General features: G+C 74.2%; 3 protein-coding genes. All 3 read left to right on the plus strand.

The genetic code is table 11. The annotated features are described in order from the left end of the window. The first annotated feature begins 78 nt into the window (after positions 1-78). Positions 79-7,602, plus strand: coding sequence for an SDR family NAD(P)-dependent oxidoreductase (locus ABZT14_RS25310; RefSeq protein ID WP_356306773.1), 7,524 nt, complete (start codon positions 79-81; stop codon positions 7,600-7,602). Positions 7,603-7,663: 61 nt separating this feature from the next. Then, positions 7,664-17,656: a type I polyketide synthase gene (locus ABZT14_RS25315; RefSeq protein ID WP_356306776.1), complete on the plus strand. Its 9,993-nt coding sequence runs from the start codon at positions 7,664-7,666 to the stop codon at positions 17,654-17,656. A 1-nt stretch (position 17,657) separates the two neighbouring features. Then, positions 17,658-19,362: beta-ketoacyl synthase N-terminal-like domain-containing protein (locus ABZT14_RS25320; protein ID WP_356306778.1), on the plus strand; the 1,705-nt coding region annotated here is incomplete at its 3' end.

Raw genomic sequence — 19,362 nt, forward strand, 5'->3', positions numbered from 1 at the left:
GAGGGGGTTGCGGGGTTGTGGGTGCGGGGTGTGGAGGTGGATTGGTCGGTGGTGTTTGAGGGGTTGGGGCCGCGGTTGGTGGATTTGCCGACGTACGCCTTCCAGCGGGAGCACTACTGGTTGACGGAACAGGCGGAGGACGCCCCCGCCCAACTCCCCTCCGTGGACGCCGACTTCTGGGCCGCCGTCGAGGGGGAGGACCCGGCCGCGCTGGTGCGCACCCTCGGGGTGGAGGGCGAGGACGTCGCCCCTCTGGAGCGGGTACGACCACTGCTGGCCGACTGGCATCGGCGTCGCCAGCTGGGTTCCCGTATCGACTCGTGGCGGTACGACGTGGCCTGGCGCCCGGTGTCCCTGGGGGACCGTCCCGAACTCGGCGGAGCGCACTGGCTGTTGCTGGTCCCGGAGGGCGGGGTCTCGGCGGCGGAGCGGGTCGGGGCGGCCCTGGAGGCGCACGGGGCGAGCGTCCGGGTGGTGACCGTCACCGGCGGTGACCGTGCCGAACTGGCCGCGCGTATGGGGCCGTTGGAGGAGCTGGGCGGGGTGCTGTCCCTGCTGGGGCTGGGGGAGGGGGCCGCCCTGGAGGGCACGGTCTCCGTGGTCCAGGCGCTCGGCGACGCCGGGAGCGAGGCCCCGCTGTGGGTCGCGACCCGGGGCGCGGTGTCGGTGACCCCCTCGGACCGGGACGTCGACCCGGACGACGCATTGCTGTGGGGGTTGCTGCGTATCGCGGCGATGGAGTACCCGCGTCGCATCGGTGGACTGGTGGACCTGCCCGCCGAGGTGGACGACCGTGCGGCGAGCCGTCTGGTGCGGGTGCTGGCCGGACTGGACGAGGAGGACCAGCTGGCCGTACGGGCGGGGGGCGTCTACGCCCGTCGGCTGGTGCGGAAGCCGGCCCGGGAGACCCCGGCCGTACGGGACTGGAGCCCCACCGGCACCGTGCTGGTCACCGGGGGGACCGGTGGGGTCGGGGCGGAGCTGGCGGCCTGGCTGGCCGAGGCGGGGGCGCCGCACCTGTTGCTGCTCAGCCGTCGTGGCCCCCAGGCGCCGGGCGCCGGGGAACTCACCGCGCGACTGGAGGCCCTCGGGGCGCGGGTGACCGTGGCGGCCTGTGACGTCGCTGACCGGGAGGCGCTGGCTGGTGTGCTGGAGTCCGTCCCCGCCGACCTGCCGTTGCGGGCGGTGGTCCACGCCGCCGCCGTACTGGACGACTGCCTCATCGACGCGCTCACCCCGGACCGGATCGAGACGGTGCTGCGGCCCAAGGTGGTCGCCGCCCGCAACCTGGACGAGTTGACGCGGGACGCCGAGCTGGACGCCTTCGTGCTGTTCTCCTCACTCGGCGGCACCCTCGGGGGCCCCGGCCAGGGCGCCTACTCCGCCGCCAACGCCTACCTGGACACCCTCGCGGTGGCCCGTCGGTCCCAGGGGCTGCCGGCCACCTCCGTCGCCTGGGGCACCTGGGCGGAGGTGGGGCTCGCCGGTGGCGCCGAGTGGGGTGCCCGGCTGCGCGGCACCGGTATGGAACGGATGGCCCCCCAGGACGCGTTCAGCGCGCTGGGCCAGGTACTGGACCAGGACCTGACCTTCCTGGTCGTCGCCGACATCGACTGGTCGCGGTACGCGCAGGTGTGCACCGAGGGGCGCGCCGGCAGGGTGCTGGCCGCGCTGCCGGACGCCCAGCCGCGCGCCGCCGAGGCCCCGGCCGAGACGCGGGCCCCCATGGAGGGCTTCGCGGGCACCCTCGCCGGACGTTCCCCCGCCGAACGGGAACAGGCCCTGGTCGAACTGGTCCGCCAGCAGGCGGCGGCGGCACTCGGTCTGCCGGACCCGGAGGCGGTCGAACTGGACCGCGCGCTAAGGGATTTGGGCTTCGACTCGCTGACGGCCGTGGACCTGCGGAACCGGCTGAACACCGCCACCGGGCTGCGGCTGCCGGTCACGGTGGTGTTCGACCACGCCACCGCCGGACGACTGGCCCGCCACCTGCGCGACGAACTGTTCGGCGGCGAACCGGTCACCGAGGAGGCGGGGGCCGCCCCCGTACCCGTGACGGCGTCGGACGACGACCCCGTGGCCATCATCGCCATGAGCTGCCGTCTGCCCGGCGGCATCGACACCCCCGAGGGCCTCTGGGAGCTGCTGGCCTCGGGCGGCGACGCGGTGACGCCGTTCCCCACCGACCGTGGCTGGGACCTGGAGGGGCTCTACGACCCGGACCCGGACCGGGCGGGCACCTACTACACCCGGGGAGGCGGCTTCCTGCACGACGCCGCCCGGTTCGACCCGCACTTCTTCGGCATCTCCCCGCGTACCGCCCCGGCCATCGACCCCCAGCACCGGCTGCTACTGGAGACCACCTGGGAGGCCTTCGAACGGGCCGGGATCGACCCGGCCGGCGTCCGGGGCTCCTCGGTCGGGGTGTTCGTCGGGGCCAACTACAACGACTACGGCTCCCGCCTGGGCGACGCCCCGGGCGAGTACGAGGGCCAGCTCGCCACGGGCAGCGCCGCCAGCGTGGCCTCCGGCCGCATCGCCTACACCTTCGGGCTGACCGGCCCGGCGGTCACCGTGGACACCGCCTGCTCCTCCTCCCTGGTGGCCCTGCACCAGGCGATCCAGGCGCTGCGGTCCGGTGACTGCTCCCAGGCCCTGGTCGGAGGGGTCACGATCATCTCCACCCCGGACACCTTCGTCGAGTTCAGCCGCCAGGGCGCCCTGTCCCCGGACGGGCGCTGCAAGGCGTTCTCCGCCGAGGCGGACGGCGCCGGCTGGGCCGAGGGCGTCGGACTGGTGCTGGTGGAGCGGCTGTCGGAGGCCCGGCGCCACGGCCACCAGGTGCTGGCGGTCATCCGGGGCTCGGCCGTCAACCAGGACGGCGCCTCCAACGGGCTCACCGCTCCCAGCGGGCCGGCGCAGCAGCGGGTGATCCGCCAGGCGCTGGCCGGCGCCGGACTGGGCCCGGCCGACGTCGACCTGATGGAGGCGCACGGTACGGGCACCAAGCTCGGTGACCCGATCGAGGCGGAGGCCCTGCTGGCCACCTACGGAGCGGACCGGCCGGCCGACCGGCCGCTGTGGCTGGGGTCGGTGAAGTCCAACATCGGCCACACCCAGGCCGCCTCCGGGATGGCCGGCGTGATCAAGACGGTGCTGGCCCTGCGACACCAGGTGATGCCCCGGACCCTGCACGCCGAGGAACCCACCCCGCATGTGGACTGGTCCGGCGACACGGTACGGCTGCTCACCGAGGAGCGCCCCTGGCCGGAGGCCGACCGCCCACGCCGCGCCGGGGTGTCCTCGTTCGGCGTCAGTGGCACCAACGTCCACGTGATCGTCGAGCAGGCCCCCGAGGAGGAGCCGGCACCGTCCACGGCCAGCCCGGTGGTCCCGACGGCACCGCCCTGCGGCGACTGGCTGCCGTGGGTGCTGTCCGCCCGCAGCGCCGAGGCGCTGCGGGCCCAGGGCCGCAACCTGCTGGAGACCCTGGAGGCCCGGCCCGAGGCCGACGCCGCTGGGGTGGCCCGTACCCTCGCCGCACGTTCCCGCTTCGAGCACCGGCTGCTGTGCTGGGGCACCGACCGGGACGCGCTGCGGGAGCGGTTGGCCGGCTGGCTGGAGGGTCGGGTGCCCGCGCCGGGTGCCGTCGGGGTGAGCGGTGGTGGCCGTACCGCGTTCCTGTTCTCCGGGCAGGGCGCCCAACGCCCTGGTATGGGGCGGGAGTTGTACGAGGTGTTCCCGGCCTACGCCGAGGCCTTCGACGCCGTGTGCGCCCACCTGGACCTGGAGCTGGACCAGCCGCTGTGGGAGGTGGTGTTCGCTTCGGAGGGCACCGACCTGGCCGAGCTGCTGGACCGTACCGACTACACCCAGCCGGCGCTGTTCGCCGTCGAGGTGGCGCTGTTCCGGCTGCTGGAGTCCTGGGGGGTGACCCCGGACTACCTGATCGGCCACTCCATCGGCGAACTGGCCGCCGCCCACGTGGCCGGCGTCCTCACCCTGGGCGACGCCTGCCGACTGGTCGCCGCCCGGGGCCGACTGATGCGCGAGCTGCCCGAGGGCGGGGCCATGGTCTCCCTGGTCGCCTCCGAGGACGAGGTACGGGCTCTGCTGGCCGGCCGGGAGGACCGGGTGTGTGTCGCCGCCCTCAACGGACCCGAGGCCACCGTGGTCTCCGGCGACACCGCCGAGGTGGACGACATCGCCGCCCACTTCGCCGAACTCGGTCGAAAGACTAAGCGTTTGCGGGTCAGCCATGCGTTTCACTCGCCTCATATGGACCCGATGCTGGAGCGCTTCGAGGAGATCGTCCGGGACGTCCCGTTGTCCCCGCCGACGATCCCGGTGGTGTCCGACGTCACCGGACGCACCGCCACCGAGGAGCAGCTGCGCAGCCCCGCCTACTGGGTCTCCCAGGTGCGCGAGGCCGTACGGTTCGCCGACGGCGTCGCCTTCCTGGACGGTGAGGGCGTCACCCGTTACCTGGAGGTCGGCCCGGACGCGGTGCTCACCGCCCTGACCTCGGACTGCCGCCCGGAGGGGGCGACCGGAGTGGTGGCCCCTGCGGTACGCCGTGGCCGCCCCGAGGCGGAGAACCTCCTCACCGCCGTCTCCCAGCTCCACACCGGCGGCGCCCCGCTGGACGTCGCCGCCCTGTGCCCGCCCCAGGCGGAGCCCGTACCGCTGCCCACCTACCCCTTCCAACGCCAGCGCTACTGGCTGGACACCCCCCGCCGACGGGGCGACGTGGACGAGGCCGGCCTGCGGTCCGCCCACCACCCGCTGCTGGGCGCCGCGCTGCGGCTGGCCGAGGACGACGGCCACCTGTTCACCGCCCAGCTGTCGCTGCACGGACACCCCTGGCTGGCCGACCACGTCATCGACGGCACCGTGGTGCTGCCCGGCACCGCCTTCGCCGAACTCGCCGTACGCGCCGGCGACCAGGTCGGCTGCGGCCGGGTCGGCGAACTCACCCTGGAGGCGCCGCTACCCCTGACCGAGGGGACGGCCGTCCACCTCCAGCTACGGGTCGGCGACCCGGACGAGGGCGGCGCCCGCGCGCTGAGCGTCCACTCGCGGCCGGCCGACGCCCCCGACGAGCAGCCCTGGCAGCGGCACGCCTCCGGCACCCTCCTGCCGGAGACCGACACCCCGCCCGAGGCCGCGCCCGCCCAGTGGCCGCCGGCCGAGGCCACCGCCCTCGACCTGGAGGGCTTCTACGCCCGCCTGGCCGAGGTCAGCGCCGACTACGGCCCCGCCTTCCAGGGGCTGCGCGCCGCCTGGCGGCAGGGCACCGACATCTACGCCGAGGTGACCCTGCCCGAGGGCACCGACACCGAGGGCTACGGCCTGCACCCGGCGCTGTTCGACGCCGCCCTCCAGACCATCGGACTCGGCGAGGCCGGCGACGAGGGCCAGGGCGTGATGCCCTTCACCTTCGAGGGAGCCGTACTCCACCGGGCCGGCGCCACCAGCCTGCGGGTACGGCTGGAGACCACCGGAACGCACACCGTGGCCGTACGGGCCTGGGACCCGTCGGGCCAACCGGTGGTGTCCGTCGGCTCGTTGGCGTTCCGGCCCTCCACCGGGGGCACCCGCCAGGGCGCCCCACGGGTGCCGCACGAGGCGCTGTTCCACACCCGTTGGGCGTCGGTCACCCCCGAACCGGTGCCGTCCGGGCGCAACTGGGCGCTGCTGGGCAGCGCCGACCCGGTGCCCGACGTGGCGAAGACCCTGGCCGACGCGGCCGGGCTCGCCTCGTACCCCACCCTGGACAGCCTGTTCCAGGCCGTGACCGCCGGGGCGCCGCTGCCGGACCGGGTCATCGTCGCCGACCCCGCGGCCTCGCCCGACGCCTCCCCCCGGGACGTACGACGGGCCACCCACCAGGCGCTCGCCCTGGTACAGGGCTGGCTCGCGGACGAGCGGGCGGCCGGGTCCCGGCTGGTGTTCGTCACCCGGGGCGCCCTCGCCGTGGACGACGACGGCGAGGTCACCGACCTGGCCGCCGCCGCCGTACACGGACTGGTGCGCACCGCCCGCTCGGAGAACCCCGGACGGTTCGCCCTGATCGACCTCGACCAGGACCCCGACCCCGCCTCCCTCGCCGCGCTGCCCGCCGCCGTCGCGGGCGAGGAACCGCAGACCGCGCTGCGCGGGGGACGCGTACGCGCCGCCCGCCTGGCCCGGGTCCCCGCCACCACCCCAGGCCCGGACGCCCAGCCGCTGTGGGACCCCTCCGGTACCACCCTGGTCACCGGAGCCACCGGCACCCTGGGAGCCCTGGTGGCCCGCCATCTGGTCGCCCGACACGGGCTGCGGCGGCTGCTGTTGGTGTCCCGGCGCGGGCCCGAGGCGCCCGGGGCCGAGGCCCTGCGGGAGGAACTGACCGCGCTGGGGGCCGAGGTGACCCTCGCCTCCTGCGACGTCGCCGACCGCGACGCCCTGTCCCGGGTACTGGACCAGGTGCCGGCCGAACACCCGTTGACCAACGTGGTGCACACCGCCGGTGTGGTCGACGACGGCGTCGTGACCTCGCTGACCCCCGAACGGGTCGACGGGGTCCTCGCCCCGAAGGTCGACGCCGCCCTCCACCTGCACGAACTCACCCGGACCCGGGAACTGTCGGCCTTCGTGCTGTTCTCCTCGCTGGCCGCCACCTTCGGCGGAGCGGGGCAGGCCAGCTACGCGGCCGGCAACGCCTTCCTGGACGCCCTGGCCTCCCACCGGCGGGCCCAGGGCCTGCCCGGCCAGTCCCTCGACTGGGGCCCCTGGGCCGAACTCAGCGCCATGACCGGCAAGTTGGGCGACTCCGACCGGGCCCGGTTCGAACGGGGCGGGGTCACCGCCCTGTCCACCGAGGACGGGTTGGCGCTGCTCGACCTGGCCCGCACCGTGGACCACGCGGTGCTGGTGCCGGCCCGGCTGTCGCTGGCCCCCCTGGCCGCCACCGAACGGATACCGCACCTGCTACGGGACCTGGTACGGGTCCGCCCCCAGGTCGCCGACACCACCGTGGCGCACTCGGCCGGTACGGCCGCCGAGGCCCCCACGGCATCCGACACCGCCAGCCGGCTGGGCGCCCTGCCCCGCGCCGAACGGGACCGCGCGCTGCTCCAGTTGGTGCGTGACGAGTCGGCGGCCGTACTCGGCTACGACAGCTCCGACCTGGTGGACGCCGAACGCGGCTTCCTGGAGATGGGCTTCGACTCCCTCAGCGCCGTCGAACTGCGCAACCGGCTCGCCGCCCAGACCGGGCTCTCCCTGCCGGCCACCGTGCTGTTCGACTACCCGACCCCCGCCGGGCTCGCCACCCACCTGGGCGAGGTCTTCCCCTCCGACACCGCCCGCGCGGTCACCCCGATCCTCGGCGAACTGGAGCGGCTCGGCGCCCGGTTGCCCGAGCTGGGCGGCGAGGAGGAACTGCGGGAGAAGGTCGAGGAACGCCTGCGGACCCTGCTGTCCGAACTGACCGGAGGGGAGGAGCACGGCGCGGCGACCACCGCACCGGGCCAGGCCGACGACCCGTCGGCGGACCGCTTCGCCACGGCGACCGACGACGAGATCTTCCAGTTCCTCGACAACGAACTGGACACGTGAGGGCGGCGGAGTGGCAGACCACGTCGCGCACGAGGGCCAAGGCGGCCGAAAGGGCGAATCCATGACTGAGGACCGGCTTCGCGAGTATCTGAAGCGAGCGAGCGCCGACCTGCACCGCACCCGCCAGCGGCTGGGGGAGTTGGAGTCCCGGGAGACCGAGCCCATCGCGATCGTCGGGATGAGCTGCCGCCTGCCCGGAGGCGTACGGAGCCCCGAGGACCTGTGGCAACTGCTGCGGGACGGCACCGACGCGGTCACCGACTTCCCCACCGACCGTGGCTGGGACCTGGACTCCCTCTACGACCCGGACCCCGACCGCCCCGGCACCACCTACTCCACCAGGGGCGGGTTCCTGCACGACGCCGCCGAGTTCGACCCCGAACTGTTCGGCATGAGCCCCCGGGAGGCGCTCGCCACCGACCCCCAGCAGCGCCTGCTGCTGGAGGCCTCCTGGGAGGCCCTGGAACGGAGCGGCATCAGCCCCACCTCGGTGCGCGGCAGCCGCACCGGGGTGTACGTCGGCGTGATGTACAACGACTACGGCACCCGCGTCCGGCAACCCCCGCGCGGGCTGGAAGGCCACATCGGCAACGGCAGCTCACCGAGCATCGCCTCCGGCCGCGTCGCCTACACCCTGGGCCTGGAGGGCCCCGCGGTCACCCTGGACACCGCCTGCTCCTCCTCCCTGGTGGCGCTCCACCTCGCCTGCCGGGCCCTGCGCGCCCGCGAGTGCACCCTCGCCCTGGCCGGCGGGGTCACCGTGATGTCCACCCCCGCCGCCTTCATCCAGTTCGCCCGCCACCGGGGCCTGGCCCCCGACGGCCGCTGCAAGTCCTTCTCCGACGACGCCGACGGCACCGGATGGTCCGAGGGCGTCGGCCTGCTCGCCCTGGAGCGGCTGTCCGACGCCCGCCGTAACGGCCACCCGGTGCTGGCCGTCATCCGGGGCTCGGCCGTCAACCAGGACGGCGCCAGCAGCGGCCTGACCGCCCCCAACGGCCCCTCCCAACAGCGCGTCATCCGCCAGGCGTTGACCGATGCCCGGCTCGCCCCCGGCGACGTGGACGCGGTCGAGGCGCACGGCACCGGCACCACCCTGGGCGACCCCATCGAGGCCCAGGCCCTGATGACCACCTACGGCCAGGAACGCCCCGACGGCCAGCCGCTGTGGCTGGGCTCGCTGAAGTCCAACCTCGGCCACACCCAGGCCGCCGCCGGAGTCGCCGGCGTCATCAAGATGGTGCTGGCCATGCGGCACGGCCACCTGCCCCGCACCCTGCACGCCGACCAGCCCTCCCGCCACGTCGACTGGAGCGGCGGCCGGCTGGGCCTGCTCACCGAGGACCGGCCCTGGCCGGCGACCACCGACCGGCCCCGGCGCGCCGCCGTCTCCTCCTTCGGGGTCAGCGGCACCAACGCCCACGTGATCGTGGAGGAACCGCCCGCCGAGGAGGAGGCCGAGGACGGCACCCAGGTACCGGAGCCGGGGCGCTCCCTGCCGTTCGCCCTGTGGCCGCTGTCCTCCCGGAGCCCCGAGGGCGTCGCCGCCCAGGCCGAACGGCTCGCCGGCTCCGTGGCCGGACAGCGCCCCCTGGACGTCGGGTACGCGCTGGCCACCACCCGTGCCGCGCTGGAACACCGCGCCGTGGTGGTGGGGGCCGCCCCGGAGGAACTGGGCGCCTCGCTGGCCGCCCTGGCCTCCGGCGACGACGCCGCGCCCGGCGTGGTGCGGGGCCGTACCGTCGGGGGGCCGCTGGCCTTCCTGTTCTCCGGGCAGGGCGCCCAACGCGTCGGCATGGGGCGGGAGTTGTACGCCAGCCAGCCGGTGTTCGCCGCCGCCCTGGACGAGGTGTGCGGACACTTCGACAGCGCCTCGGGCACCGCCACACCCCTGCGCGAGGTGATGTTCCACGACGCCGACCGGCTGGAGCGCACCGAGTACACCCAGCCGGCACTGTTCGCCCTCGAAGTGGCGCTGTTCCGGCTGCTGGAGTCCTGGGGCGTCACCCCCGACCACCTCATCGGCCACTCCATCGGCGAACTGGTCGCCGCCCACGTTGCCGGCGCCCTCAGCCTCCCGGACGCCTGCCGACTGGTGGCCGCACGGGGCCGGCTGATGCAGGCCCTGCCGGCCGGCGGGGCCATGGTCGCGGTCCGCGCCACCGAGGAGGAGGTGGCCCCCCTGCTGGGCGAGGGGGTGTCCCTCGCGGCCCTCAACGCCAGCGGCTCCCTGGTGCTCTCCGGCGACGAGGACGCCGTACTGCGCGCCGCCGAGCACTTCGCCGACCGGGGCGTTCGCCGGCTGTCGGTCAGCCACGCCTTCCACTCCGCGCGCATGGACCCCATGCTGGGCGAGTTCCGCGCGGTCGCCGAGTCGGTGACGTACCAGGCCCCCCGCATTCCCGTGGTCTCCAACCTGACCGGCGCGGTGGTGGACCGGTTCACCGCCGACCACTGGGTGCGGCACGTACGCGAGGCGGTGCGCTTCGCCGACGGCATCGCCGGACTGCGCCGCCTGGGCACCCGACGCTTCGTCGAGCTCGGCCCCACCGGCCCGCTGTCCGCCGCCGTCGCCGACGACGTGCCCGCCCAGTGCGTGGTCCAGCCCCTGCTGCGCAAGGACGCCCCCGAGAACCACTCCCTGCTGCACGCCCTGGCCCGGCTGTGGACCGCCGGCGTGCCCGTCGACTGGTCGCGCTTCTACGAGGGCACCCAAGCCCGACGCGTCGACCTGCCCACCTACGCCTTCCAGCACCGCCGGCTGTGGCTGGACGTGCCCATCACCCGCCCCGACGAGGCGGAGTCGCACGCCGTCCTGGGCGCCGGATGGGACCGCGCCGACGCCGGCGGCACCGTCTTCCACGGCGAACTGTCCCTGCACACCCACCCGTGGCTGGCCGACCACCGGGTCGCCGGCCAGATCCTGCTGCCGGGCACCGCCTTCCTCGAACTCGCCCTGCGCGCCGGCGCCCTGACCGACTGCCCACGCGTCGGAGAACTGGTCCTCGCCGAACCGCTGACGATGGAGGAGAACGAGCGGATCAGCCTCCAGGTCGTGGTCGGCGCCGCCGACGAGGTCGGCCACCGCACGGTCACCGGCTACGCCCGCACCAGCGGGGCGGACGAGGACCAGCCCTGGACCCGCCACTTCGACGGCTCCCTGACCCCCGCCTTCGACGACACCCCCGACGTGCCCCCGGTCTGGCCGCCCGCCGACGCCCAACCCCTCGACACCGAGGGCCTGTACGAGGAACTCGCCGACGCCGGGCTGTCCTACGGCCCCCTGTTCCGCCGGCTCACCTCCGCCTGGCGCGGGACCGACGCCCTCTACGCCGAGGTCGAACTCCCCGAGTCCCGGTACCTCGACGCCGAACGCTTCCAGATCCACCCCGCCCTGCTGGACTCCGCGCTCCACGCCTCCGCCCTGGACGGCGGCCCGGTCACCGGAGCCGTGCCCTTCACCTGGTCCGGGGTGTCGGTCCCGGTACCCGGCGCCCTGGCCCTGCGGGTCACCCTGCGCCGCGCCTCCGAGCAGTCCTTCGCCCTCACCGCCACCGACGGCACCGGCACCCCCGTACTCGCCGTGGACTCCCTGCTGCTGCGGCCGGTCACCGCCGAGCGGCTCCGGGAGAAGCCCCGCCCCCGGCCACGGGACACCCTCTTCCGCCTGGAGTGGCAGGAACTGCCCCCGGACGGGCACCCCGGCGACGAGCCCACCGTCGCCCCCGAGGTGGTCGACCTCCCCGGCGCCGCCGCCGACCTGCCCGAAGACCCCCACCAGGCGGTACGCGAAGCCCTCCACCAGACCCTGGAGATGATCAAGCGCCAGCTGGCCCGCCCCTCGGCCGACGACTCCTGGTGCGTCCTGCGTACCCGGGGCGCGGTACGGCTGCCCGGCGAGGCCGCCCCGGTGAACCCGGTCGCCGCCGCCGTCGACGGACTGGTCCGCTCCGCCCAGTCGGAGAACCCCGAACGCCTGGTACTGGTCGACCTGCCCGACGACATCGACCCGGACGACATCCCCCTCACCCCGGCCGGCATCGTCGCCCGCAAGGAACCCCGCCTGGCGCTGCGCGACGGCCGCTGGTACGTGCCCCGACTGGTGCGCGTCCCCGTCGAACCCACCGGCCGGCCCGCCCCGTTCGACCCCGAGGGCACCGTCCTGGTCACCGGCGGCACCGGCCGCCTCGGCCGCGCCCTGTGCCACCACCTGGTCACCGAACACGGCGTCCGCCACCTGCTGGTCACCAGCCGCTCCGGCCCCAACGCCACCGGAGCCCTGGAACTGGCCGACCTGGACGCCGACATCAGCATCGAGGCCTGCGACGTCGCCGACCGCGACGCCCTGGCCCGGGTACTGGACCGGATACCCAGCGCCCACCCGCTGACCGCCGTCATCCACCTCGCCGGCACCCTCGACGACGGCATCGTCCAGTCCCTCACCCCCGGACGCCTGGACGTCGTCCTCGCCCCGAAGGTCGCCGGCGCCCTCCACCTGGAGGAACTCACCCGCGACCTGGACCTGTCCGCGTTCGTGCTGTTCACCTCCGCCGCCGGCACCTTCGGCGGCCCCGGCCAGGGCAACTACGCCGCCGCCAACGCCTACCTGGACGCGCTCGCCCAACGCCGCCGCGCCGAGGGCCTGCCCGCGCTGTCCCTCGCCTGGGGCCTGTGGGAAGGCGAGGACGGCATGGTCGGCGGCCTCACCGAGGTCGACCTGGCCCGCGCCGGCAGCGTCGGCGTCCTCAGCCTCAAGGGACCCGAGGGCCTCGCCCTGTTCGACACCGCGCTGCACCGCGAGGAACCCGGCCTGGTACCGGTCGCCCTCGACTTCTCCGTGCTGCGCCGCCAACAGCACACCCTGCCCGCCCTGTTGCGCGGACTGGTCGGCCAGCCCGCCGCCCGCACCCGGACCCGTACCGGCCGCGCCCCCATGATCGACGTGGTACGCGGCCGGATCGCCGCCGTACTCCGCCACCCCTCGGGCAGCTCCGTCGACCCCGAGAAGGCCTTCTCCGACCTGGGCTTCGACTCCCTGATGGCCGTCGAACTGCGCAACCAGCTCAGCGAGGAGACCGGCGTACGACTGCCCCCCTCGGTGATCTTCGACCAGCCCACCCCGGCCGCCCTCGCCGAACACCTGGAGTCCCTCCTCGGCGACCGCGCCGAACCCGACACCACCCCGGCCAGGACGGCGGGCAACCGGCCCGCCCCCGACGACGACCCCATCGCCATCGTCTCCATGTCCTGCCGGCTGCCCGGCGGCGCCGACTCCCCGGAGGCCCTGTGGGACCTGGTGCTGCGCGGCGAGGACGCCGTGGTGCCCATGCCCACCGACCGGGGCTGGGACCTCGACCAACTCTTCGACCCTGACCCCGAACGCACCGGCACCAGCTACGTCCGCGACGGCGGCTTCCTGGAGGACGCCGACCGGTTCGACCCCACGGTGTTCGGCATCAGCCCGCGCGAGGCCCTGGCGATGGACCCGCAGCAACGCCTGCTGCTGGAGTCCTCCTGGGAACTGTTCGAGCGCGCCGGCATCGCCCCCCGCTCCCTCAAGGGAAGCCAGACCGGCACCTACGTCGGCCTGATGTACACCGACTACCCGATCCTGCTGCACGGACGGGAACACGACCTGGAGGGCCACCTCGGCAGCGGCACCGCCGGCAGCGTCGCCTCCGGCCGTATCGCCTACACCTTCGGACTGGAGGGCCCGGCCGTCACCGTCGACACCGCCTGCTCCTCCTCCCTGGTCGCCATCCACTGGGCGGTCAACGCGCTACGGGCCGGCGAGTGCGAACTCGCCGTCGCCGGCGGCGCCACCGTGATGTGCACCCCCACCGTCTTCCAGGCCTTCAGCCGACAACGCGGCCTGGCCCCCGACGGCCGCTGCAAGCCCTTCGCCGAAGCCGCCGACGGCACCGGCTGGGGCGAGGGCCTCGGACTGGTCCTGCTGGAACGCCTGTCCGACGCCCGCCGCAACGGCCGGCGCGTCCTCGGCCTCATCCGGGGCTCGGCCATCAACCAGGACGGCGCCTCCAACGGGCTCACCGCCCCCAACGGCCCCTCCCAGCAGCGCGTCATCCGACAGGCCCTCCAGACCGCCGGCCTCACCGCCACCGAGGTGGACGTGGTGGAGGCGCACGGTACGGGCACCTCGCTGGGCGACCCCATCGAGGCCCAGGCCCTGCTGGCCACCTACGGCCAGGACCGCCCGGCCGACGCCCCCCTGTTCGTCGGCGCCCTGAAGGCCAACCTGGGCCACACCCAGGCCGCCGCCGGCGTCGCCGGCGTCATCAAGAGCGTGATGGCCATGCGACACGGGGTACTGCCCCGGATCGTGCACCTGGACCAGCCCTCCACCAAGGTCGACTGGGAGGCCGGAGCCGTACGACTGCTCCACGACAACCAGGAGTGGCCCGAGACCGGACACGTACGGCGCGCCGCCGTCTCCTCGTTCGGCATCAGCGGCACCAACGCCCACATCATCCTCGAACAAGCCGACCCCGCCGACGCGCACGGCCCCGACCCCACCACCGCACCCCCCGAGGGGCCGACCGCCTGGCTGCTGTCCGCCCCCGACGCCGCCGCGCTGCGCACCCAGGCCGCCCGCCTGCTGCCGGCGGCCAGCGAACTCGCCCCCGCCGACGTCGCCCTGTCCCTGGCCGCCGACCGCTCCCCCCTGGAACACCGCGCCGTGGTCGTCGGCTCCGACCGCGCCCAACTCCTGGACGGCGTACGGGCCCTGGCCCAGGGCGAACCCTCCCGACAGGTCGTCGAGGGACCGGCACGCCCCCTCAGCCGCCCCGTGTTCGTCTTCCCCGGCCAGGGCTCCCAGTGGCCCGGCATGGCCGCCGAACTCCTCGACCAGAGCCCGGTGTTCGCCGAACACCTGGCACGCTGCGAGGCCGCCCTGTCGGAGTTCGTCGACTGGTCGCTGACCGACGTACTCCGCCAGGCCCCCGGAGCCCCCGGGCTGGAAGGCGACGACGTGGTGCAGCCCGCCACCTTCGCGGTCACCGTCTCCCTCGCCGAACTGTGGCGCTCCCACGGAGTCGAACCGGCCGCCGTCATCGGCCACTCCCAGGGAGAGATCGCCGCCGCCTGCTTCGCCGGCGCCCTCTCCCTCCGCGACGCCGCCCGGGTGGTGTGCCTGCGCGGACGCGAGGTCACCGCACTCGCCGGCAAGGGCGGGCTGGTGTCCGTCGAGGTCGGCCCCGAACGCGTCGAGGAGATGCTCAGCCCCTACCAGGACCGGCTGTGCGTCGGCGCGGTCAACAGCCCCCGCGCCGTGGTGGTCTCCGGCGACCGCGACGCCCTGGAGGAACTGATCGCCGAGTGCCGCCAGCGGGGCGTACGCACCAAGTGGGTGCCGATCAACTACGCCTCCCACTCCTGGCACGCCGACGCGATCGAGGAACCCCTCGCCGAGGTACTGGCCCCGATCACCGCCCACCCGCCCGAGGTGCCCTTCCTGTCCACCGTCACCGCCGAGTGGGCCGAGGTGGAGGACACCCCCCTCGACGGCGGCTACTGGTTCCGCAACCTGCGCCAGCCGGTCCGCTTCGCCGACTCGGTGCGCACCCTCGCCGAACGGGGCTACGGCCCCGTGATCGAGGTCAGCTCCCACCCGGTCCTCACCGGCGCGGTGACCGAGACCCTCGCCGAACGCGAGGGCGCCGACGAGGTGGTGGCCGTCGGATCGCTGCGTCGCGACGACGGCGGCATGGACCGCTTCCTGCTCTCCCTCGCCGAAGCCCACGTCGCCGGCGCCACCGTCGACTGGGCCCGGGCCCTTGCCGGCCCCGGTACCCGGCACGTCGAGCTGCCCGCGTACGCCTTCGACCGCCGACGGTTCTGGCCCGACCTGGACGACCACCCGGTCATCGACGCCCCCGCCGACCCCCAGGAGGCCGACTTCTGGCGAGCCGTGGCCACCGAGGACGCCGAGTCCATCGGCCGCCGCCTCGACCTGGCCCCGCACCACCTCGCCTCGGTACTGCCGGCCCTGTCCCGCTGGCACACCGGCCGCCGGATGCGCGGCACCGTGGACGGCTGGCGCTACCGCACCACCTGGAAGGCCGTACGCTCCACCACCGCCCAACCCCTGTCCGGCACCTGGCTGTTGCTGCGCGCCGAGGGCGACGGCGGCCACGGCGCACTGGCCGACCAGACCGCCCGGGCACTGACCGACGGCGGAGCGGAGGTCGTCGAGGTGACCCTGCGCCCCGCCGACACCGACGCCACGGCGGTCGGCACCCGGATACGGGAGGCGCTGGGCGAACGGGAGCCGGCCGGCGTCCTGACGCTCACCGCCTTCGACGAGACCCCGCACCCCGAACACGGCCCCACCCCCCTCGGGCTCGCCCAACTCACCGCCACCGCCGTGGCGTTGGAGGAACGGGCCACCCCCGCCCCCCTCTGGGTGGCGACCGTGGGCGCGGTGGGCACCGACCCCCAGGACCCGCCACTGCACCCCACCCAGGCCCTGACCTGGGGCGCCGGTGTGGTCGTCGGGCTGGACCTGCCGGGCACCTGGGGCGGGCTGGTCGACCTGCCCGCCACCCTCGGTGGTACCGAGGCCGAACACCTGCGGGCCGTACTCAGCGGGGCCACCGAGGAGGAACACCTCGCGGTACGCCCCGGCGGGCTGTCGGCCCGCCGGCTGACCCGGGCACCCGCCCAGGCGGCCCCCGACCCCTGGCAGCCCCGCGACACCGTGCTGATCACCGGCGGTACCGGCGCCCTGGGCGGACACCTCGCCCGATGGGCCGCCCGGGCCGGCGCCGAACGCGTGGTGCTGGTCAGCCGACGGGGCGAGGCCGCCGAGGGAATGCCCGAGCTGCGCGAGGAACTGTTCGACCTGGGCGCCGAGGTGGTCATCGCCGCCTGCGACCTCAGCGACCAGGAGGCGGTCAACGCCCTGTTCGCCAAGGTCACGGTCGACGGGCCACCCCTCCGTGCCGTACTCCACGCCGCCGGCACCAGCGGACAGGAGACCGCCCTCGCCCAGCTCACCCCGGAGGAGATGGCGCGGGTACTCGGCCCCAAGGTGGCCGGCGCGCGCCACCTGGCCGAAGCCGTCGACCACTGGGAGGTGGAACTCGACACCTTCCTGCTGTTCTCCTCCGGCGCCGGCATCTGGGGCAACGCCGGCCGGGTCGCCTACGGGGCGGCCAACGCCTACCTGGACGCCTTCGCCGCCGCCCGCCGCGCCGAGGGACGCCCGACCACCTCCATCGCCTGGGGCCCCTGGGGCGGCGGCGGCATGGTGGACGCCGACACCGGCGAGTTCCTACGGCGCCTGGGAATGCGGCAGATGGACCCCGAGTACGCCGTACAGGCCCTGGCCGATTCGGTCGGCCTGGACGAGGGCGAACTGGTCGTCGCCGACATCGACTGGAAGACCTTCGCCCCCACCTACACCGCCACCCGCAACCGTCCACTGATCGACGGAGTGCCCGAGGCCCGTCGTGCCCTCACCTCCTCGGACACGGTCGAGGAACGGGACGGCGAACCGGAACTGGTCCGCGAACTGGCCGGCCTGGACGCCGCCGAACGGCAGCGCCAACTGCTGGAACGGCTCCGGCGCGAGGCGGCGGTGGCCCTGGGCCACGAGACGGCCGCCGAGATGCGCACGGACCGGCCGTTCCGCGAACTGGGCTTCGACTCGCTGACCGTGGTGGCCCTGCGCAACCGCCTCTCCTCGGTCACCGGCCTGAACCTGCCGACCACCCTGGTCTTCGACCACCCCACCTTCCCCGAACTCGCCCGCTACCTCGGTGGGATGCTGTTCCCGACCGGGGACGAGAAGACCGGAGAGAGCGCGGAGGAGGCGGCGACCTGGGCGACCGTACGTTCCATCCCCCTCAGCCGCCTCCGGGAGTCCGGCCTGCTGGACGCCCTGCTGGAACTGGCCGACGACCCGGACCGTTCGGACGGCGACACCCGCCCACGGGACGACGACGAGGCGGGACCGGACCTGGACGACATGGACGTGGCCGACCTGGTCCAATTGGCCCTCGGCAACGAGAACGACGCACGGGAAAGTTGAGATGACGGCTTCCTCCTCCTCCGCTGACAAGGTCGTCGACGCACTGCGCAAGGCGCTGCGGGACAACGAGCAGCTGAAACGGCGTAACCAGCGTCTGGAGCAGAACGCCCGCGAGCCCATCGCGATCGTCGGCATGGCCTGCCGACTGCCCGGAGGTGCCGACACCCCCGAGGCCCTGTGGCGACTGCTGTCCGAGGGGGAGGACGCCATCACCCCCTTCCCGGACCGTCCGGGCTGGGAGATGGACACCCTGGTCGACTCCGACCCCGACAGCCGTGGCACCAGCTACGTCAGCCACGGCGGGTTCCTGCACGAAGCCGACCAGTTCGACGCGGGGTTCTTCGGCATATCCCCGCGTGAGGCGCTGGCGATGGACCCCCAGCAGCGCCTGCTGCTGGAGGTCGCCTGGGAGACCCTGGAGCGCGCCCGCATCGTGCCGTCCTCGCTGCGCGGCACGGCCACCGGCGTGTTCACCGGAGCCACCGGACAGGACTACGGCCCGTTGGTCGACCAGTCCGGCATGGAGACCGACGGCTACCTGGCCACCGGCAGCGCCACCAGTGTGGCCTCCGGCCGTATCGCCTACACCCTGGGGCTGGAGGGCCCGGCGGTCACCGTGGACACCGCCTGCTCGTCCTCCCTGGTGTCGATCCACCTCGCGGTGCAGGCCCTACGGTCCGGCGAGTGCACCATGGCCCTCGCCGGCGGGGCCACCCTGATGGCCAGCCCCTCCACCTTCCGCGAGTTCAGCGCCCAGCGGGGCCTGGCCCCCGACGGTCGGTGCAAGCCCTTCTCGGACGACGCCGACGGCACCGCCTGGGGCGAGGGCGTCGGCCTGCTGCTGTTGGAGCGGTTGTCGGACGCCCAGCGCAACGGTCACCGGGTGCTGGCGGTGGTGCGGGGCTCGGCGGTCAACCAGGACGGCGCCTCCAACGGCCTGACCGCCCCCAACGGACTGGCCCAACAGCGGGTGATTCGGCACGCGTTGGAGAACGCGGGGTTGCGTCCGTCGGACGTCGACGTGGTCGAGGCCCACGGCACCGGTACCACCCTCGGCGACCCCATCGAAGCGCGCGCCCTGCTGGCGACCTACGGCAAGGACCGCCCCGAGGGACGTCCGCTGTGGCTGGGCTCCATCAAGTCCAACATCGCCCACACCCAGGGCGCGGCCGGTGTCGCCGGCATGATCAAGACCATCCTCGCCATGCAGCACGGGGTCATGCCCAAGTCGCTGTACGTCGGTACGCCGTCCTCGCACGTCGACTGGTCGTCGGGTGGGGTGGAGTTGTTGGCGGAGGAGCGGGAGTGGGAGCGGACCGAGGACCGCCCCCGCCGGGCTGGTGTGTCCGGCTTCGGTATGAGTGGGACGAATGCGCATGTGATTGTGGAGGAGGCTCCTGAGGTTGGGGTCGAGGTTGGTGCTGGTGCTGGGGTTGTGGTGGAGGGTGAGGTTGTGGAGGGGGCTGTGGGTGTGGTGGCGGGGTCGTGTGGGCGTGGGGTGGTGGCTTCGGGGTCCAATGTTGTGGAGTCGGGTGCTGGTTCTGATGCCGGCTTGGATGGTGCCGGTTCCGGTTCTGGTTCTGGTTCTGGTTCTGATGGTTCTGCTGGTTGTGGTGTTGGTGTGGGTTGTGGGTGTGGTGTGGGTGGGGTGGTGCCGTGGTTGGTGTCGGGTCGTGGTGTGGGGGGTTTGAGGGGTCAGGCGGGTG

The sequence above is a fragment of the Streptomyces sp. NPDC005438 genome (assembly GCF_040606315.1).
Taxonomy (GTDB): domain Bacteria; phylum Actinomycetota; class Actinomycetes; order Streptomycetales; family Streptomycetaceae; genus Streptomyces.

Bases quoted from the DNA above. Each gene is read 5' to 3' on its own strand.
- ABZT14_RS25315 (WP_356306776.1), top strand. From the start codon at position 7,664: ATGACTGAGGACCGGCTTCGCGAGTATCTGAAGCGAGCGAGCGCCGAC.